This is a genomic window from Wolbachia endosymbiont (group A) of Tromatobia lineatoria, assembly GCF_964028565.1.
Lineage (GTDB): Bacteria > Pseudomonadota > Alphaproteobacteria > Rickettsiales > Anaplasmataceae > Wolbachia > Wolbachia pipientis.
Window position 1 is genome coordinate 1128820 of the sequence record NZ_OZ034791.1, and the last position, 18786, is coordinate 1147605.

Consider the following 18786-nt stretch of genomic DNA (forward strand, 5'->3'; position numbering starts at 1 on the left):
AATTAGGGATGAAAAGATTTTATTTCTACTGCCAACGCTAGTACTGCTAATTTGCTAACAATACTCCAAAGTGATAGAATTTTACCTTCTACAACCTGGCTAACATCATGAAACTCACAGTCAGTGGCATTCAAGCTAGAATATACATCTTTTCTGCTATTACATCGGTATAAGTAACATGTTGAAGTATCTCCTATATAGTATATTAGCGGTTCTGCAGAACTGCTTTTAAACATGTCAATGGTTGGTACACCTTCTTGTATAATAACGCTATTGATTGCTATTCCTTCTTTTATCTTTTTCATTTTATGACGCTTTTTTTTATTGAGGTTTAATATTTCCTCTCCACTTGTTGCTGTTATAATGCCCATCCCATATGTGCCATTGCTTGCTTTGATAAAAACGTAAGGTTGTGTTTTTATTTTATATTCTTCGTATTTTTTTTGCACTAGAGATAATATTTGGTCAACTTTAGTTGCTACTGCTCCTAGTGACAAATCATCATCAAAATCAACTCCATCACAGCTCTCTGTAAGCACAGAAATTAGCCATGGGTCTATTTTAAATTTGCCACAAAACTCAGATGCTAATTCTTGATAGATTTCAAAATACTTAAATTTCTGCCTGCTATGCCAACCGTATAGTGGGCTTGGTACTATATCTTGCTTTACGTCTTTCAGCGTGTCTGGAATGTGGCTCGTCATATCACGGTTCAGTATAATAACATCAGGCACAAATCCTGAAGTTGTCTTTAGCAGAGAGTTTTCTTTCACAACAGTTTCATACTGTTCTATTAAATTGTATACTTCATTATATAAAAGGCCAATTCTAGTCTCAAAACCTGCGAGTTGTAGTATTTTCTCTATAACAAATACGTTTTCTATATACATTTTATTGCGTGTATAATTTTCCGGTATTATAAGAACCTTTTTGTATTGATGTCTTTTAAAATAGCTTTTTATCAATCTTGCTGCCATCGTTCTTGATTCTTCACTTAAGTTATTGAACCCCGCAGGAAATAAATTAGCGTCTACTGGAACGATTTTATAGCCAGAGTTTCTAAGATCTATAGAGCTATAAAATGGCGATGTAAGGCCATTAAATTTTGCTTCGAACCAATTATTTATACTTTTTTCCAAATCTGGGTGAATTATGTTTTGCATCTGCACTTTAAATGTTATAAGGAAGGTATTATATTATAAGCTATAGTTGAACATATTTAGTAAATTTGACTAAAGATTAAAGTATAATGAGATTCTTATTTAAAGTGATAGAAAAATGATTCAACACGATAACAATAAAATGTATGGCACTACTATATTATCAATTAGAAAAGATAAAAGTGTAGTAGTAATAGGTGACGGACAAGTTTCACTGGGCCACACTGTTATAAAATCTGGAGCAAAAAAAGTTAGGCGTCTTTCTGGTGATTCCGTAATTGCTGGATTTGCCGGGGCAACAGCCGACGCATTTACTCTTTTTGAAAGATTAGAATCTAAACTTGACAAGCACCCAGGGCAATTAATGAGAGCATGTGTTGAACTTGCAAAAGACTGGAGAATGGATAAATATCTGAGGAAATTAGAAGCTATGATGATCGTTGCAGATAAATCTATTTCATTAGTAATTACGGGAACAGGTGATGTTCTTGAACCTGAAGATGGAGTCGCAGCTATTGGCTCTGGGGGAAATTTTGCTCTATCTGCAGCAAGAGCTTTAATTGACATTAAAGGAATATCAATAGAGGAAATTGCGAAAAAGGCTATGAAGATAGCTGGCGATATATGTGTTTATACAAATCATAATGTAGTTATTGAAAAGATAGAGGAGTGATATGTCTTCCAAGCAAAAAACTTTATGCACCAATTTTTCCAATCAGCCCATAACCCTTTCAGAAGGGCGGTCTTGTAGTAGTGACACCTACGATGAAAAAGATAACCTCTATAAAGATACTAAGAGTGGTTTTGATTCAAATGACAGCGATGTTCAAGTTAATGACAGCACTCAAGTTTTGTTAGATGACCTGCCACCACAGAAGATAGTTAAAGAATTGGACAGATTCATAATCGGACAGGATGATGCAAAGCGTGCTGTTGCTATTGCGCTCAGAAATCGTTGGCGTCGCAATCAGGTTCCATTTCCATTGCGTGATGAAATCATACCTAAGAATATATTGATGATCGGTCATACAGGGGTTGGTAAAACTGAAATAGCTCGTCGCTTAGCAAAACTTGCCGGTGCACCGTTCATAAAAATTGAGGCAACGAAGTTTACTGAAATAGGGTACGTTGGACGTGACGTTGATTCGATAATACGCGATTTAGTTGATGCAGCAATAGTTTTAGTTAAAGAGAAAGCCCGTAAAGCCTTAGCTAAAAAGGCTTTAATTTTAGCTGAGAAAACAATAGTAAACTCTATGGTAGGCGAAAATGCAACCGAAGAGAGTAAAAAAATTTTTAGAGAAAGGTTGAGGAATAAAGAGTTTGAGGACGGAGAAGTTTCTATTAACGTCAGAGAGAGCAAGAGTATGTTACCTACTTTCGATATACCAGGCATGCCAGGTGGGCAAGTTGGTGCGATGAATGTAACAGAAATAATGGGCAAGATGTTTAACGGGAGCAAAAAAACAAAAACTATTACGGTGAAGGTAAAAGAAGCGCGTGAAATATTAATTAATGAAGAAAGTGAAAGGCTAATGGATGAAGATAAGATAATCAAAGAAGCCATTGATCTTGTTAGTAATGACGGTATAGTATTTTTGGATGAAATAGACAAAATTGCAGCGCGTACAGAAGTAAAAGGTGAAGTAAACAGAGAAGGAGTGCAACGCGATCTGTTACCATTACTTGAAGGAACAACTGTTACAACTAAGTATGGCCATGTAAAAACAGACTATATATTATTTATTGCATCTGGTGCTTTTCATCAGTCTAAACCATCTGACCTCTTACCGGAATTGCAGGGCAGATTACCGATCAGGGTAGAACTTAAGGCACTTACTCAAGAGGATTTAATAAGAATATTAAAGGAACCAGAATCTAGTTTGTTAAAGCAGTACATAGCTTTAATGAAAACAGAAAATGTGACACTTGAGTTCACTGATGATGGTATAAAAACCATAGCTGAAATAGCGTTTACAGTTAATAGGCAAGTGGAAAATATAGGCGCAAGAAGGCTTCACACTGTCATGGAGAAGCTTTTAGATGAAATAAGTTTCATTGCTTCTGAGAAAAATAGCGAAAAATTCATTATAGACAGCAAGTATGTAAAAGATAAACTTGAGTCAATTTCGAAGCAGCTTGATTTATCTAAGTTTATACTTTAGGAAAAACGAAAAGCCTACTTTAAGTAGTATAGAGAGTGTTCAGAAGATTAGCCAGTAGACCTAAAATTTCAGCTATATTCTTTAGGCTGTTTTTCAACAGTAGAATGGTGTGCTGCGACCTCTTGCTTAACATCTAAGCTTAAGTCAATTATTGAGATATTTTCTTCATCATAATCTATGTCTTTTATTAACATATCGTCAGTAATAGTCAAAAGGTCAGGCGGAGAAAGAATAGTTCTTTTATTACCAGCTCTCATTCCCACAACTCCAAGCTCTATAGCAAGTGGTATTTTTTTATCGCCAACCCTAAATTGCACTGTTTGATCTTTGACTATATATTCCCCATTATGCTCCTTTACGCTATATTTAACCGATATCTCATCACCGCACCTTACTTGTTTTCCAGTCTTGTTAATTAAGTCATTAAAAACCATCAGATTATTTACTGAGTCGGGATATTTATCCTTTACTTCGATCAGTTTGACGTAATAAGAATTAAAATTCATTTTGTTCTCATTGGCAATAGTAACTACACGCTCTCCGCCTTCTTTCATACCTATTACCCCTAAACTCACTTCTTTTAGGTCATCTTGACCTATTTTCAAAGTAACATCAGAAACTTTGCTAGGGAGTGTTGCTGAGTTATTATTAGAAATTTTATATATTTGCAATAGGACTTCCAGGCCACAAAAAGCCTTGCTGCCACTGCCTTCAGTAATTTCATAAAAATTTATTGAATCTTCTTCCTTTTGCTGCGTTATTTCTTCTAAATATTCTGTCAGCCCATGCTTTTCAATATAGCGGTCAAGTGCTGATTCAAGTATTGGCTTCACTAGGTAATGTGCTATCGTCTGTATCAAACCACCATGCGTGGCATTTATCTCATAAAGCTTGTCCTTTTTTTCCGGTTTACCTTTGTTTATATAGACAATAGTAAACACAAAAGCAGAAGTTAAAGTGAGAATCATTACTACGGAAATAAGCATTTGTAATATAATTTTTCTAACCATCTTTCTTTACTTGATTCAATAAATCATATAAATAATTAGTATCCCCTGAAAGCGCACTCAAATTATCCAAGCCTTGTTTAAAGAGGCCGTCTATATAGTCCTCTACTTCACTTTTACCAAGCACAGACATAAGATTATTTGTTTTATCTTGTTCGTAGTCTTCAATATCATCCTTAGCTTGAAAGATAAGCCCTAGATTTATTCCATAGTTATATAACGCTTTACGTTGCTTGTCTGTAGCACCCCCTATTATAGCACCTATTTCACATGAAGCTGCAAATAGTTTTGCGGTTTTCATCAAATGAATTTCTTTTATTTTATCAGCTTGGCCCGACGTCATTCCAGCGTCATACATACAGCCGTACGAATGTTGTAGTTTTAAGGTAGAAAGGGTGTCATGCAAGTAGCTGACACTGGAATCCATTTCATGTTCAGCTCCACTATCGCATGGCTTTTTGCACGAAATGCTTGTAGGCAAAGCCTTCTGGATCCCAGTGTCCGCTACTTGAATGACAGAGGGTTGGGGGCTAAAATCTATATGCTCACTGTTAATATCTAAAGCCTGTCCTCCCACCATTCCCCTAATTCCTATTGCCTGAGAAAGAACTTTTATGATCTCACAGCGTTTCTCATTTAACGAAGATAATACCTCAAAAGCCAGAGTAAGTAGTGCATCTCCGGCAAGCACTGCTGTTGCTTCATCAAATTTTTTATGGCAGCTTAGCTGGCTTCTGCGAGTATCACTGTTGTCCATGCACGGTAAATCATCGTGAATTAGAGAGTAAGCATGAACAAATTCAATTGCTGCAGCAACTGATATTACTTTTTTAGCTTCCGCGTTAAACACTCGCGATGAAGCTACGACTAAAAAGGAGCGTATATGTTTTGCAGGAGCAAGGAGTATATAACGCATAGCTGATATAAGCTTATTCTCGCTATTTTCGGGTAAGAGTTTATTTACTTCTACAATAAGCAAATTTTTTGTTGTTTCGTCTAGCATTTTTGAATTGTTAATTGTTTAGCACGTAACGCTAGCCAGCTAGGGCAGTAGAAAACTTTACTGTAGTTTACCAGTTATAAAAGATATTGCAAACATAAAAATTTTTTATAACATCAAAGAATAGGTTATTTTTTTGGTAAGAAATGTGAATAGCGAACTAGCAAAGAGCACTAGAGAAGACATAGAAGAAAAAGTGAAAAAGATTATACTAGAGCATATTAGTAAGGATGTAGAGAAATTCAACAGCTCTTCAAAGCTTTCGGAGCATGGTACAGACAGCTTAGATGCAGTTGAAATCATCATGGCAGCAGAAGAAGAGTTTGGAATAGAAATTCCAGATGAAGACGCACAAAAAATGGAAACTATGGAGCAAATAGTTGAGTACATTAATAATAAAAAAGGCTAATAGTTAGTGTTAAATGAGCAGAAGAGTAGTAGTCACTGGTGTTGGTTTAATCACTCCACTAGCGGCAGATGTTGACAACACTTGGTCAAGGCTAATAAAAAGTGAGTCTGGCATAAAAGCAATCAATACGGATAGATTTGACTCTTCTGATCTTGCTTGCAAAATTGCAGGGCAGGTGCCGTTGCAATCAGACAACATTGAGCACCATTTCAATCCACTAGATTATATTTCTGAGAAAGACTCAAAAAGGACAGATCGTTTTATCCATTACGGTATTGCAGCAGCTATTCAGGCAGTAGATGATTCATTAATTTTGGAAAGCCAAAATATCAATCGGGAACGTGTTGGTGTGACTATTGGCTCTGGTATAGGTGGTCTTCCGTCAATTCAGGAAAATGTTATTACCATGCAGGAAAAAGGGCCCAGACGTGTCAGTCCATTTTTTGTCCCTGCAAGTCTAATAAATTTGATATCTGGCCATATTTCTATTAAATACGAATTTACAGGTCCAAACGATTCAGCAGTAACCGCATGTGCAACAGGTGCGCATGCAATCATAAACTCAGCAAGAACTATAAAACTTGGTGAAGCGGATGTTATGATTGCAGGTGGAGCAGAAAGTGCACTGTGTAGAGTTGGAATTGCAGGTTTTGCATCTATGAAGGCGTTATCAACTAAATTTAACGATAAACCGGAAGAAGCTTCAAGGCCATGGGATGAAGAACGCGATGGTTTTGTTATGGGTGAAGGAGCAGGTATATTGGTGCTGGAGGAATACGAACATGCGAAAAAAAGGGGGGCAAAAATACATGCTGAACTGGTTGGGTACGGACTCACAGGAGATGCGCACCACATTACAGCACCACATCCAGAAGGAAGAGGCGCATTTAAGGCAATGCAGCTTGCTTTAAAGAGCGCACAAATTAATCCCAATCAAGTAGGGTATATCAATGCACATGGAACTTCAACGCCACTTGGAGATAAAATTGAAGTAATAGCAATGAAACAGTTATTCGGTGACTACGTTTATAAAATACCTGTTTCTTCAACTAAATCTTCTATAGGACATTTACTTGGTGCTGCAGGGAGCGTTGAAGCAATATTCAGTATTCTTGCGTTAAATAATGGAATTATTCCGCCAACCTTAAATTTACACAAGCCTTCAGAAGGATGTGATTTAAATTTTGTACCGTTTAAAGCTCAGGAGCATAAAATTCAATATGCACTTTCTAATTCGTTTGGTTTTGGTGGCACTAATGCATCGCTCATATTTGGACAAGTTTAGTTGATGTCACCCCAGTGTCTTCCTCTTGTCATTCCAGTACCCTCCTCTTGTCATGCAAGCAGCTCTCCTACTGTCATCCCAGCACGTGACACTGGGATGACAAACGGTTGTGAAAGGGAATACATATAAAAATTAAACTATCAATAGCAATTCAAAAAGAAAAAATATTCTATTCATCCCTGAAGAAGTATTTTATTGACAATTTATGAATAAAGATCAATAATGCAGAAAAGGAATTGATGGGCGTATGCATGAATTTAACCACTATTAATTGTACATTATTTGTTGTAATTACATATTTTTTGACGTGCATTATAGCTTGGTGCTTACCTTTCAAAGACATAACATTATTAACAACATTTGTTCCGGCTTCAGTTGCAATTTTGCTAACCATTTATAATAAACAGAAGGTAAGGGATCTTTTTAAACTTAGTTCGCCAAAAAACTGTCTATTAGGGTTTATACTTATTCTGGTAAGTATGCTAATTTCCAATGGTCTTTTGTCAATTTATTGCGGTTTTTCATTTTTCCGAGAGTCTTTTACGTTAGACCGTGTAAAGGATTTGAGTGCAGTTTTGAGTCCATTAGTGATGTTATTTGTTTTATTATCAACCTTTGTGATGTGGATCATTATGTCTCTTGGTGAAGAGATCGGTTGGCGTGGCTATCTTTTGAAAAATCTTAAAAGCAAAATATCAAATTTTTATATCAGAGCAATTATTGTCGGTATTATTTGGTCAGTATGGCACATACCAACTTATGTGGTTGCTGGCTCAGCTTTGTGGAAGGATGGCTTTACATTCCCGACTATTTGTGCTTATACCCTTTATATTTGTGCAATGTCTATAATGTTTACCTGGTTGTTTGAAAAAGACAACTCGATTTGGCCAGTAACTATTGCTCATGCAACAAATAATCTTGTGTATAGTGTTTTGAGCATTCTAATGCCGTCTCCTCCTCTGTCAACTTTCGATGCAGTAATTCGCCTTACATTAGGAGCAGCTGGTTATTTCATTGTTGCAATTGGTGTTATTTGGTTTGATAAAGCTCGAGAGCGTCATTTGAGTAATTCATAGTATAAAATTTCGGGGGCAATTCGCATCAGGTGTCATGCAGGTAGCATGACACTGGGATGATGAGGAAGAAAAAGCAAATTTTGCCTTTTACGGTCAATCTATTATACTTAGTAAGACTTCAATAAACTAATGAATTATACTTTATATCTAATTAAATGCACAAGATATTAATAAGAAATAACTACAAACCTTTGGTCGGAAAAATCAAGATTAATGGCTCAAAAAATGCTGTTTTACCAATAATGGCAGCAAGTCTATTAAGTAGCCCCCCGGTAATTTTGCATAATGTACCTGATTTAATTGATGTGCATCTAATGTCTAAGTTGCTTGAAAGTCTTGGAGCAGAAGTGAACTTTATGCACAATAAAAATTATAAAGCGAACCATACTTTGAAAATTGACTGCAGCAATATCAACAATCACGTGATGCCATATAAAACCGCAAGTAAGCTAAGAACTTCTTTTCTAATATTGGGTCCAATGCTTAGCAGATTTGGCAAAGCGAGAACAGCATTTCCTGGTGGATGCAACATTGGAAAGCGTCCCGTTGATATGCATATTAAAGCATTAGAAGAAATGGGAGCTAAAATTGAAATTGACGGCTATAATATAATTGCAACAGTGAAAGGAAAGCTACAAGGAAAAGAAATCACATTTGAGAAAATAAGTGTTGGCGCAACAGAAAATGTAATAATGGCAGCAACATTTGCAGAAGGAGTGACAACAATAAACAATGCTGCAACTGAGCCGGAAGTTCTTGATTTAATAGATTTTCTGAAGAAAATGGGTGCTGATATTGAAATTGATAATACAAAGGTCATAATAACAGGAGTTGAAGCACTAAATGGATGTGTTCATAAAATAATACCAGATCGCATAGAAGCAGGCACCTATGCACTAGCTGCTATAATAACCGGTGGTAAGTTGGAGTTGGAAGGAATAAATCTATCTGATATAAGGTGTATTACAAATGAGTTGGAGACTATAGGAGCTATGGTTGAACTGTATGATGGAGGCATTGTTATTTCCAGAAAAAATGGCTCTATTAAGTCTGCTAACGTTGCGACAGATCCATATCCCAATTTTCCCAGTGATATGCAACCACAACTGATGTCTGCAATGTGCATCGCTGATGGGATATCAGTAATTGAAGAGAACATTTTTGAAAACAGATTTACACATGCAGATGAATTGAGAAAGTTAGGTGCTAATATCAGCATCGAGAAAAGCAAAGCTACTATAAGTGGAATAAAAAGCTTATCTGGAGCTAATCTATATGCTACTGACTTAAGATCAACAGCAGCTTTGGTGCTTGCTTCTTTGGTAGCCGGTGGAGAAACTATAATAAACAATTCACATCATTTATGGAGAGGATATGAAGCAATGCATGAAAAACTCAATTCATGTGGAGCTGATATCTCCATTTCGTCTTGAGGATATTTTATGAATGAAGCAACCAAACGAACTATAGTAAAAGAAATAGATGCAATCTTATATGAAGAACATAAGGTATTAGACCATGGATTTATTCGAGTAGTGGATTATATGGGCTCTGATAGCGCTATAGTTCAAGCTGCTCGTGTTTCTTATGGCAAGGGAACAAAACAGATAAGTCAGGATGAAGCACTTATAAAGTATTTAATGAGACATCATCATACAACTCCATTTGAAATGTGTGAAATTAAGTTTCACGTGAAACTTCCAATTTTTGTTGCAAGGCAATGGATAAGGCATAGAACTGCAAATGTGAATGAATATTCAGCAAGGTATTCAATACTTGATAATGAATTTTATACACCTAAACCAGAACAAGTTGCAAAACAATCTGACAATAATAAACAAGGTAGCGGGGAAGCTTTTGATCCAGATACCTCAAAGGAAATAATAGATTCTCTAATAAATGACTCTAATTTAGTATATTCTCATTATGAAAAATTTATTGAGCAGGGGCTTGCAAGAGAAATTGCCAGAACTAACCTAATGCTTAATTACTACACGCAATTTTATTGGAAAATAGATCTGCATAATCTCCTTCATTTTTTGAAGCTTAGAGCTGATAAGCATGCCCAATATGAAATCAGAGTTTATGCAGAAGTTATGCTGGATATAATAAAAAAATGGGTTCCACTGGCCTACAATGCCTTTGTTGAATATTGCCTAGAATCAGCCTGTATTTCAAGAACTGGTCTAGAAATAATTCGCAAATTAATTAAAGGGGAAAACGTTACTAGAGAAGAAAGTAATATTGGTAAAAGAGAATGGGGCGAGCTGATGTCTATACTTGATAAACAATCTTAAAGATAAAGGCATACGTGTCAATCTCCTCTGTCAGTTAACTCTCGTTCACCAGATTGAATCTTGCTTTTTACATCACATTAACTCATCACTTTTATAGAACATCTCATTAAAATCATTTAGAGTTCCAAAATCCTGACCCTTGATAAACAGGTGATCATTAGCAACATGTGCTTCATCAAGAGTAAACAGCTCGTAATGATGATTGTGAGCGGGCCTAACAATTTCATTATATAAAACCATTACTTGTTCGTAGTTATATCCATCGCCAGCATGATATTTACCACGTACGGTATCATAAAAATTCTTTACATCATCATATGTCACTTGCAGCTCCACCTTATACTTTCCCACTTCAAGAGGACTTCCTGTCTTTATTTTTAAGGGATGTTGTGAATTTGCAACACTGTTAGAAGTTTCTGCTTCAATATCAGAATTTTTATCCATATTTTCTATCACACTTGCCATAACAGTTTCTTGTTCATCTTCTGTTGGTTTTGTTTGTTTTTCAGTCTTATTACTGCTACTGTCAGTTTCCACAGTTACTTTTTTTACTTCTATATCTTTTTGAGCTTTCTCATTACTTTGCTTGTGTATTTCATCTCCATGCAATTTTTCCTGCAGAGCTTTTTTCGTATCAGCATAATCATCACGATTGCTTTGCAAAGCTGGTTTATAACTGCTGCTATCATCCGCTTGCATTTGATCTATATAGTTAGATTCTTCTTCCTGTATAGTATTTTTTGCGTTATCCTCACCAACCGTTCCTTTCTCCCCAGACTTGGCTTCACTCTCTACCACAACTTCTTCGTCTACTTGCTCATCATCAATTGTAAATTCAGTACCTATCTGATTGCTATCTTCCTCCAATTCATTAGATAATTTTTCAGATAGCTGGTCACCACTCAAATATGGTTCCTTTGAATATTTAGCATAATTATGGGGATCGGTTCTGTTTTCTGAATAAAACCCACTTTCAAAGTCTGAGTAGGAGCTTTGATTGAGCACAAAAAATAAGTTTTCATAATTAACCAGCATATCACTATCAGGGCTAACAAAATTTAAATATTCATCGCCTTCCCATTCTGGGTGGTGTCTATACTCTGCTATGTAGTATTTACTAGAGTCGAGAGGTATCTTGTCACCTTCTTCCCCATCAAGTTGTAAAACTACTGCTGAATGCCCATTACCTAAATCATTACCTTTTACCACTTTGAATATTTTAATCTCATCCTTTTCTACAAGTTCTTTTAACTCCTCGTTCTTTTCATTTAACTCTTCCTCCCTTTGTCTTTCTGCTTCTCTCTCTCTTGCCAATCTTTCTGCTTCTTCATCAGCTTTCTTCTGCAGTTGTGAGAATACATTTTGTAATATATCTTGTGTGGTTAAGCTATTTGTGTTGCTTAAAAAATTATCTAACACATTTGATGCAATTGGTGACAATTCACCGTGATCATCAAATACTTTTTCCTTTGCTTTATCATAGTGATTTGGGTTATAGATTGCATACAGAGGATAAAAACCATAATCTGCAATTGACGCTCCGTCAGGTGATAGTTCCATTGAGAATCCATAGTAATTAAGTGGAAGATTGGAGGTTAAATATTTACCGTTATCATCCCTAACGTGTAGCTCACTTCTACCATTGTGCTCACTATATTTGTTGTAGTAGATATAAAAATTCTCATGGTTAAGATTGAAGTGATCATCTAGATTATCGAATTGAATTGTACTGCCAAGCTTCTCGCGCAAAAGATTTTTGCTTTCATCTGTAAGCTTTATATGTGCAGAAAAGTAGTATCGATCTATAGGTTCGCCTTTTTCTATTTCAAAGTTCAAAGTAATCTTGTCGTTGACCATTGGTAGCCTCCACAAATTCTATAAATCATTTTATTTATCAATCATACGGTCTGTACTATGAAAAATGTGTTAAACGTTAAGATTTTCTCTGTACCGATTCATCTATATTGCCAAGCTTAATAAAGTTACAAGCTCTTTAAAACAATGTTAAACTCAATCACTATGGCAAAAACAGTTGACGTATTACTACCACTTCCAATTGATCAGTTATTTTCATATGCAATTGAGGAAAATACTGAGATTTTACTTGGAGATTACGTAGTGGTGCCATTTGGCAAAAAACGCTTAATCGGAATAGTTTGGAAATACAGTGATAAAAGTAACCGAGAATTAAAATTTATTGAGCAAAAAATCGATTTACCAAATATTAGACCAAAATTGATTGCATTTGCAGAGTGGGTTGCACAATACAATTTAATACCTATTGGTATGCTTGCCAAAGTGATAATGGGAGGAGTGTTAAAAGTAAATCACATAGATAAATTGGTTTGTGTTGAACAAAAGCAGGAAACAAGTGAAATAAGTTGCCAATTAAGCCCTGAACAGCAGATAGCTAGTGATAAAATAATCAGCAATTTGAACGAGTATTCAGTGACTTTGCTTGACGGTGAGACAGGATCTGGAAAAACGGAAGTTTATCTCTCTGTGATTGCACAATTGATTAAGAATTACACTGCCGTTCCAAATGCTGCTCAGACTTTACCATCCCAGTGCCCAGAGACACAACTGTACGAACATTGTGATTTGGGTCTACCAAGAGGGTGTCATCCGAGTAGCCTGACACTGGGATCCAGTTTTTCATATAACCTCATTACAAATGTTTATTTTAACTTAAAACCAATACCTAATTTACAATCAAAATTCCTGGATTCCAGTGTCAAGCACTGGAATGACACCTTTATACTCAAGGCAAAACCCACTGTAACATTTAGCATACCGTCTTTGCCACGTACTAGTATGACACCAGAATATGTTGAAATGACATCAGGAGAAGGTAATACACAAATTTTAATCCTCCTACCTGAAATTGTTTTAACTTCACAATTGGTAAATCGTGTTCGCGGTCAGATATCAAAAAACTTAGTTGAATGGCACTCAGGGCTCACTCCAAAAACTCGCCGGAATAATTGGCTCAATATAGCAAATGGAAATGCGCAGATAATTATTGGTGCACGGTCAGCGCTTTTTTTGCCTTATAAAAACCTAAAATTGATTATCATTGATGAAGAGCACGACTCATCTTTTAAACAAGAACAGGGAATTATATATAATGCTCGAGATATGGCGATAATCTTAGCCAAATTTGAAAATATTCCGATTATTTTATCATCAGCTACTCCACTGCTTGAAACGATTCATCATGTTAAAAACGGGAATTACAATCATGTAAAGCTAACTAAACGATTTGGTGGTGCAGAATTGCCACTCATTAAAGTAGTAGATATGAGGAACAACAAGCAATGGATCTCCTCTGAGCTTTTTGAAAGCATCAAACAAACCATAGAGAAAAAACAGCAGGTTATGCTTTTTCTAAACCGCAGAGGGTATGCACAACTGGCAATTTGTAAAAAGTGTGGATATAAAATTTCCTGCTTAAATTGTGCTGTTTGGCTTACATATCACAAGAAAAAAAATGCTCTTTTGTGCCATCATTGCTCTTATCAATTAAAACTTCCAGAGAAATGCTCTAATTGCCAAAGTGAACAGCCATTGTCCCTCTACGGCATAGGAATTGAAAGGTTGCTTGAAGAAATGGTGAAATTAATACCAAACGCAAAAACTGCGATGATAAGCAGCGATCAGAAGTCGGTTAGTAACGTAATTGACTTGATATTGAAAGAAGAGGTGAACATTATAATCGGCACACAAATAATTGCTAAAGGGCACAATTTTCCCAAATTAACTTTGGTTGGAGTAATGAATGCAGATTTGAGTCTCGAAAATTCTGATTTGAGAGCAGCGGAAAAGACGTATCAATTATTGCACCAAGTTGCAGGCAGATCAGGAAGGTTTAATGAAAAAGGAATGGTAATAGTGCAAACCAATAATCCTGAAAGTTCAATAATAAAAGCATTGCTGCATCAAAAAAGAGACTCATTTTATGAAATCGAACTTAAGTCAAGACGCGAAGCCAAAATGCCACCATTTAGCAGATTAATAGCGCTTATAATCTGTGGTAAGAATCAGATTGCAACACAAAAAGCAGCGAATGAAATAGTAAAATCTCTTCTCTGTCATTCAAGTAGCTCAACTATTTGTATCCAGGAAAAAAATGTAGGTGTAGACAAAAAGGAATTTGAAATTCTTGGCCCATCACCAGCAGCGATAAATTTTTTAAATAATAAGTATCGGTATAGGGTATTATTAAAAATACACAATAAGCATAGTCTATCCATACAAAAAAAGCTGAAATATTGGATTAAAAATTGTAACTTGAATTCGAGTATTGCAGTGATAATAGATGTTGATCCTGTGAGTTTTTTTTAACGAGTTTATTTATATTCGTTAAGCCTTCTTGCCAATTACCACAACATTCTCACTGGGAAAAAAATAATCAGGTACAGCCATATTTTTCGGTGCAGGACCCCCAATTACTCGACCTGATGTATCATAATATGAACCGTGGCAAGGACAGAACCAACCATTACCATCTCTTGTAGCGTGGTCAACCGGTACACACCCAAGATGTGTACATATTCCAAGCATAATTAACCATTCGTCTTTTCCTTCGTATACTCTCTGCTCATCTAATTGAGGATCCCTCAAGCTCTTCACATTCACAGCTCTTGCAGCCTCAATTTCTTGCTTTGTGCGTCTACGAATGAATACTGGTTTACCTTGCCACTTTACTTTTACTCCGTGTCCTTCCTGAATTCCAGACAAATTCACCTCCACTGTGGAAGTTGCTAGAACTTCAGCAGAAGGATTCATAGATTTAACCAGTGGCCAAAGTCCGCTTGCAGCTCCTATACCTGCCATAGCGCATGTAGTTAATGTTATAAAATCTCTCCTACTCTTATTTTTAGTAAGATCTTTAACAGGAGGTGTTTTTTTATCCTCTTTGTCTGCCAGTGGTTTTTTATTTTTAGTTAATTTTTTGTCCATTGATCTTTACTTAGCCATAAGTATATATTTTAATTTAAATACTGCGTATTAATCAACAAAAACTTGCGCTTTTTGTTTAACCTATACTACGGTTAAGAAGCGATAGAGTTTTCAACTTCAAAAATACTATCTTCAGTGGAATCAGGATCTTCAATTTTCGCTACTGACACCACTTTTTCTCTACTTTCTGTTTTAAACAGAGTGACTCCTTGAGTGCTGCGTCCTGCAATTCTAATCTCATTGACCGAAATGCGAATTAACTTTCCTTTATCTGTAATAAGCATTATATTATCACCCTGCTCAACTGGAAAACTAGCAACAACATTACCGTTTCTGCTAGTAGTAAGAATATTGGTGATACCAACACCACCCCTGTTAGTTACTCTATACTCATACGCAGAAGTTCTTTTACCAAAGCCATTTTCAGTAATAGTTAATATAAACTCCTCATTCACTGCAAGTTTTAAGAATAATTCGTTATCTATTCCTAAATCATTCAAAGTCTTTTCCAATTTAGAATCAATGGAGTTATTAATTGCAGTCCCCAGTCTTTTTGCAAGTGGAACTTTTAAGTAAAGTTCTTTTGTTTCTGTTGCTACACCTATCCCATTTAATATGGTCATGGATATCACGCTGTCATTCTTTACAAGTTTGATACCTCTTACGCCATCTGAATTGCGACTCTTAAATTGACGCACATCACTTACAACAAATCTGATACTTTTTCCAAGCGTTGTTGAAAGTAAAACATGGTCAATTTCATTACATACCTTAACCGATACTAATTTGTCTCCTTCATCGAGCTTTATTGCTATTTTTCCATTGCTTGGAATATAGTGAAAGTCCGCTAAGGAGTTACGCCTTATGTTTCCATAGGCAGTAGCAAAAACTATGTTTTGATTTTCGTCATTTTCACTTGGCAATGGCATGATATTAGTTATAGTTTCACCATCGCTAAGCGGAAATATGTTAACAAGTGCTCTTCCACGTGCGGTTGGCTCTGCAAGAGGTAACTTATAAACTTTTAATCTATAAACTCGACCAATGTTAGAAAAGAATAAAAAGCTAGTATGGGTATTTCCAACAAATAATTCTGTGATTACATCCTCTTCTTTTAATCCCTGTCCTAGCTTTCCTTTTCCACCACGACGCTGAGTTCTGTAGTGAGAAAGTTTTACACGCTTGATATAACCATTCATAGTTACGGTTATCACCATATCCTCTTGTGGAATTAGATCTTCAGCTTCAATGTCCGCGTCTGACTCTTCTATTGAAGTTTTTCGCGGCACAGCAAATCTGTTCTTTATTTCTTGTAGATTGTTTTTTATTTCTTTCATCAACTTCTCTCCTGAGCCAAGAAAAGCGATATATTCTTTTATCAGGTTGATCATTGAACTTAGCTCAGCTTCTAATTTGTCTTTTTCAAGGCCTGTTAAACGCTGCAGTTTCATATCAAGGATAGCTTTAATTTGTAGTTCAGTTAATCTATACACTCCATCTTTCAAAAAGCTTGCGCTATCTGAAATCAACTCGATAATAGTATTGATTTCATTCGAAGTTTTCCATTCTTTATTTAAAAGTTCTCTACTTGCTTCCGCAGGATCTTTTGCACCGCGGATGATTTTTATCACTTCATCTATGCTGAGGACCGCAATGTAGAGCCCTATATATATATGAGCTTTTTCCCTCGTTTTTCTTAGACGAAATTCTGTTCTCCTGATTAATACTTCTTTTCTAAAATCAACAAAAGCAGTTATGATTTCTTTCAATGACATCAAAGCAGGCCTGTTGTTATTGAGCACTAAAGTGTTAACACTAAAACTACTTCTTAGTGGAGTTAGCCCCAATATTTGATTAAGTATAAAACTTGCTTCAGCATTTCTTTTGAGGTCAATTACTACTCTAATACCAGACTTATCGGACTCATCCCTAATTTCTGTTATACCATCAATTCTTTTTTCTTTTACAAGCTCACCTATCTTCTCAATTAATTTTACTTTATTTACCTGGTAAGGTATTTCATCAATCACTATTGCTTGCCTATCTTGTGGCAGATCTTCTATATGAGTCTTGCCTTGCACAACAATTGATCCACGACCAGTTGCAAATGCTGATCTTATTCCAGACCTTCCAAGAATTGTTCCCCCAGTTGGAAAATCCGGCCCTGGCATCACTTCAAGTAACTCATCCAAAGTAACTTCAGGATTATTTACATATAATATACAAGCATCTATTATTTCTCCAAGATTATGAGAAGGAATATTGGTTGCCATACCAACTGCAACACCACTTGCACCGTTTACCAATAGATTCGGAAACTCTGCAGGCAGCACAACTGGTTCTGTTTCATTTCCATCGTAGTTTGGCCTAAAATTAACTGTATCTTCATCAATATCATTCAGTAAAAAGTGCGACACTTTTTGAAGTCTTGCTTCTGTGTATCGCATTGAAGCTGGTGGATCTCCATCTATCGAACCAAAGTTACCTTGCCCATCAACAAGTGGTAAAAGAAGAGAGAAATCTTGGGCCATTCTAACCAAGGAATCGTAAATAGCTGCATCACCATGTGGGTGATATTTCCCCATTACATCCCCAACTATACGAGCTGCCTTTTTATATGGCTTACCGGCATCGAATCCAGCTCTTGACATTGCATATAATATGCGCCTGTGAACAGGTTTAAATCCATCCCGCACGTCAGGTATAGCCCGGCTTATGATAACGCTCATTGCGTAGGAAAGATAAGAATCTTCCAGCTCTTTTACTATTGAGATTGGTACTATATTATCCTGCATTTTCTATACTTTAATTGAAGTAATTAATAATACTAACATTCAGTTAAGCAAATGGGCAATGACAGACTTGAACTGCCGACCTCCTCGGTGTAAACGAGATGCTCTACCAGCTGAGCTAATTGCCCCTTTAGATCTAATTCTATAGCTCAATATTATTATTGTAAACAAAAATAGCAATAAATTGTATCCGTTCAGCAGAGTGGCAAAATAGGTAGATAAGGTGATCTAAAAAGATAATCATAGAGTAAATGTGAGGTAAGTCCTTACAATAAATGGTGTCATCCAAGTAGCCGACACTGGGATCCAGAAAAAAGAATGGTGTCATTCCAGTGCTTGACACTGGAATCCAGCTTTTTCATAATCATTAAAACGTTGTATTTTTACATAAAACAGCTATTTTTATGCTCGCCAACTTAATAAAATTCCTGGATCCCAGTGTCAAGCACTGGGATGACACCCTCCTGATGGGCCAAAATCACAATGTTCGTACAGTTATGCATTTGTTGTGTAAATTACCTTTGCAAACAAATGTTCGTACATCTGTGTTTCACACACTTTGCTTCAATATTTGCACATTAGCCACTCCCTTGAACAGATACGATAAATTAGATTTAGGTGAGCTATAAGCTT

18 protein-coding genes and 1 tRNA gene are annotated in these 18786 nt (G+C 36.0%); 10 read left to right on the forward strand and 9 right to left on the reverse strand.

The genetic code is table 11. From position 1 onward, the window contains the following. Window positions 1–2: 2 nt before the first annotated feature. The gene (gshA, locus tag ABWU48_RS05955) at window positions 3–1163 is read right to left on the reverse strand and encodes a glutamate--cysteine ligase (RefSeq protein ID WP_010963085.1); all 1161 of its coding nucleotides are present in this window, start codon (window positions 1161–1163) and stop codon (window positions 3–5) included. A 115-nt stretch (window positions 1164–1278) separates the two neighbouring features. Between gshA and hslV the strand changes: the two genes are divergently transcribed. Continuing rightward, the gene (gene hslV / locus ABWU48_RS05960; RefSeq protein ID WP_006280198.1) at window positions 1279–1833 is read left to right on the forward strand and encodes an ATP-dependent protease subunit HslV; all 555 of its coding nucleotides are present in this window, start codon (window positions 1279–1281) and stop codon (window positions 1831–1833) included. Between the two features lies 1 nt (window position 1834). After that, a complete protein-coding gene (gene hslU, locus ABWU48_RS05965) occupies window positions 1835–3325 on the forward strand; it encodes an ATP-dependent protease ATPase subunit HslU (RefSeq protein WP_353288353.1) in 1491 nt (496 codons plus the stop codon). A 68-nt stretch (window positions 3326–3393) separates the two neighbouring features. Here the strand turns inward: hslU and ABWU48_RS05970 are convergent, their stop codons facing one another. Next, a complete protein-coding gene (locus ABWU48_RS05970) occupies window positions 3394–4335 on the reverse strand; it encodes an FKBP-type peptidyl-prolyl cis-trans isomerase (RefSeq protein WP_010963087.1) in 942 nt (313 codons plus the stop codon). Then, complete coding sequence (locus ABWU48_RS06315) at window positions 4328–5335, reverse strand: polyprenyl synthetase family protein (RefSeq protein WP_010082029.1); 1008 nt, start codon at window positions 5333–5335, stop codon at window positions 4328–4330. The genes ABWU48_RS05970 and ABWU48_RS06315 overlap by 8 nt, the downstream gene beginning before the upstream one ends. Window positions 5336–5480: 145 nt before the next feature. Between ABWU48_RS06315 and acpP the strand changes: the two genes are divergently transcribed. Genes acpP through ABWU48_RS06000 form a run of 3 tightly spaced genes read left to right on the forward strand, consistent with a single transcriptional unit; the run spans window position 5481 to window position 7155 of the window. Next, window positions 5481–5741, forward strand: a complete 261-nt coding sequence (gene acpP, locus ABWU48_RS05990; RefSeq protein ID WP_006279836.1) for an acyl carrier protein — start codon at window positions 5481–5483, stop codon at window positions 5739–5741. A 13-nt stretch (window positions 5742–5754) separates the two neighbouring features. Further along, window positions 5755–7026, forward strand: coding sequence for a beta-ketoacyl-ACP synthase II (gene fabF, locus ABWU48_RS05995; RefSeq protein ID WP_010082030.1), 1272 nt, complete (start codon window positions 5755–5757; stop codon window positions 7024–7026). Between the two features lie 3 nt (window positions 7027–7029). After that, window positions 7030–7155 carry a hypothetical protein gene (locus ABWU48_RS06000; RefSeq protein ID WP_255322260.1) on the forward strand — a complete coding sequence of 42 codons (126 nt, stop codon included), beginning with the start codon at window positions 7030–7032 and terminating at the stop codon, window positions 7153–7155. A gap of 40 nt (window positions 7156–7195) precedes the next feature. On the opposite strand, the gene ABWU48_RS06005 is transcribed toward ABWU48_RS06000, so the two are convergent. Then, window positions 7196–7420, reverse strand: coding sequence for a hypothetical protein (locus ABWU48_RS06005; protein WP_010082031.1), 225 nt, complete (start codon window positions 7418–7420; stop codon window positions 7196–7198). Between the two features lie 238 nt (window positions 7421–7658). Between ABWU48_RS06005 and ABWU48_RS06010 the strand changes: the two genes are divergently transcribed. From ABWU48_RS06010 to thyX, 3 genes are all read left to right on the forward strand, one after another. Continuing rightward, complete coding sequence (locus ABWU48_RS06010) at window positions 7659–8102, forward strand: CPBP family intramembrane glutamic endopeptidase (protein WP_231115834.1); 444 nt, start codon at window positions 7659–7661, stop codon at window positions 8100–8102. Window positions 8103–8257: 155 nt separating this feature from the next. After that, window positions 8258–9535, forward strand: coding sequence for a UDP-N-acetylglucosamine 1-carboxyvinyltransferase (murA, locus tag ABWU48_RS06015; RefSeq protein WP_353288354.1), 1278 nt, complete (start codon window positions 8258–8260; stop codon window positions 9533–9535). 9 nt (window positions 9536–9544) lie between these two features. Then, window positions 9545–10399: an FAD-dependent thymidylate synthase gene (thyX, locus tag ABWU48_RS06020; RefSeq protein WP_010082033.1), complete on the forward strand. Its 855-nt coding sequence runs from the start codon at window positions 9545–9547 to the stop codon at window positions 10397–10399. Window positions 10400–10471: 72 nt separating this feature from the next. Here the strand turns inward: thyX and ABWU48_RS06025 are convergent, their stop codons facing one another. Beyond that, window positions 10472–12256: a hypothetical protein gene (locus ABWU48_RS06025; protein ID WP_010963093.1), complete on the reverse strand. Its 1785-nt coding sequence runs from the start codon at window positions 12254–12256 to the stop codon at window positions 10472–10474. A gap of 144 nt (window positions 12257–12400) precedes the next feature. On the opposite strand from ABWU48_RS06025, the gene priA reads away from it, so the two are divergent. Beyond that, window positions 12401–14743: a primosomal protein N' gene (priA, locus tag ABWU48_RS06030; protein ID WP_353288355.1), complete on the forward strand. Its 2343-nt coding sequence runs from the start codon at window positions 12401–12403 to the stop codon at window positions 14741–14743. 18 nt (window positions 14744–14761) lie between these two features. Here priA and petA read toward each other — a convergent pair whose 3' ends face one another. The 4 genes from petA to ABWU48_RS06050 form a co-directional block, all read right to left on the reverse strand. After that, complete coding sequence (gene petA / locus ABWU48_RS06035) at window positions 14762–15361, reverse strand: ubiquinol-cytochrome c reductase iron-sulfur subunit (RefSeq protein ID WP_010963095.1); 600 nt, start codon at window positions 15359–15361, stop codon at window positions 14762–14764. 92 nt (window positions 15362–15453) lie between these two features. Beyond that, window positions 15454–18156, reverse strand: coding sequence for a DNA topoisomerase (ATP-hydrolyzing) subunit A (gene gyrA / locus ABWU48_RS06040; RefSeq protein ID WP_070356997.1), 2703 nt, complete (start codon window positions 18154–18156; stop codon window positions 15454–15456). A 52-nt stretch (window positions 18157–18208) separates the two neighbouring features. After that, window positions 18209–18281 (reverse strand) — tRNA-Val (locus ABWU48_RS06045). Window positions 18282–18295: 14 nt separating this feature from the next. Next, window positions 18296–18496 carry a hypothetical protein gene (locus ABWU48_RS06050; RefSeq protein WP_353288356.1) on the reverse strand — a complete coding sequence of 67 codons (201 nt, stop codon included), beginning with the start codon at window positions 18494–18496 and terminating at the stop codon, window positions 18296–18298. 61 nt (window positions 18497–18557) lie between these two features. Here ABWU48_RS06050 and ABWU48_RS06055 point away from each other — a divergent pair, with 61 nt between their 5' ends. After that, entirely contained in the window at window positions 18558–18782 is a 225-nt protein-coding gene (locus ABWU48_RS06055) for a hypothetical protein (RefSeq protein ID WP_152550491.1), read from the forward strand. Window positions 18783–18786: the final 4 nt, after the last annotated feature.

Excerpts from the sequence above, each read along its gene's own strand:
- gshA (WP_010963085.1), bottom strand. The coding sequence starts at position 1,163 with ATGCAAAACATAATTCACCCAGATTTGGAAAAAAGTATAAATAATTGG.
- hslV (WP_006280198.1), top strand. The coding sequence starts at position 1,279 with ATGATTCAACACGATAACAATAAAATGTATGGCACTACTATATTATCA.
- hslU (WP_353288353.1), top strand. The coding sequence starts at position 1,835 with ATGTCTTCCAAGCAAAAAACTTTATGCACCAATTTTTCCAATCAGCCC.
- ABWU48_RS05970 (WP_010963087.1), bottom strand. The coding sequence starts at position 4,335 with ATGGTTAGAAAAATTATATTACAAATGCTTATTTCCGTAGTAATGATT.
- ABWU48_RS06315 (WP_010082029.1), bottom strand. The coding sequence starts at position 5,335 with ATGCTAGACGAAACAACAAAAAATTTGCTTATTGTAGAAGTAAATAAA.
- fabF (WP_010082030.1), top strand. The coding sequence starts at position 5,755 with ATGAGCAGAAGAGTAGTAGTCACTGGTGTTGGTTTAATCACTCCACTA.
- ABWU48_RS06000 (WP_255322260.1), top strand. The coding sequence starts at position 7,030 with ATGTCACCCCAGTGTCTTCCTCTTGTCATTCCAGTACCCTCCTCTTGT.
- ABWU48_RS06005 (WP_010082031.1), bottom strand. The coding sequence starts at position 7,420 with ATGGTTAGCAAAATTGCAACTGAAGCCGGAACAAATGTTGTTAATAAT.
- ABWU48_RS06010 (WP_231115834.1), top strand. The coding sequence starts at position 7,659 with ATGTCTCTTGGTGAAGAGATCGGTTGGCGTGGCTATCTTTTGAAAAAT.
- murA (WP_353288354.1), top strand. The coding sequence starts at position 8,258 with ATGCACAAGATATTAATAAGAAATAACTACAAACCTTTGGTCGGAAAA.
- thyX (WP_010082033.1), top strand. The coding sequence starts at position 9,545 with ATGAATGAAGCAACCAAACGAACTATAGTAAAAGAAATAGATGCAATC.
- ABWU48_RS06025 (WP_010963093.1), bottom strand. The coding sequence starts at position 12,256 with ATGGTCAACGACAAGATTACTTTGAACTTTGAAATAGAAAAAGGCGAA.
- priA (WP_353288355.1), top strand. The coding sequence starts at position 12,401 with ATGTTAAACTCAATCACTATGGCAAAAACAGTTGACGTATTACTACCA.
- petA (WP_010963095.1), bottom strand. The coding sequence starts at position 15,361 with ATGGACAAAAAATTAACTAAAAATAAAAAACCACTGGCAGACAAAGAG.
- gyrA (WP_070356997.1), bottom strand. The coding sequence starts at position 18,156 with ATGCAGGATAATATAGTACCAATCTCAATAGTAAAAGAGCTGGAAGAT.
- ABWU48_RS06055 (WP_152550491.1), top strand. The coding sequence starts at position 18,558 with ATGCTCGCCAACTTAATAAAATTCCTGGATCCCAGTGTCAAGCACTGG.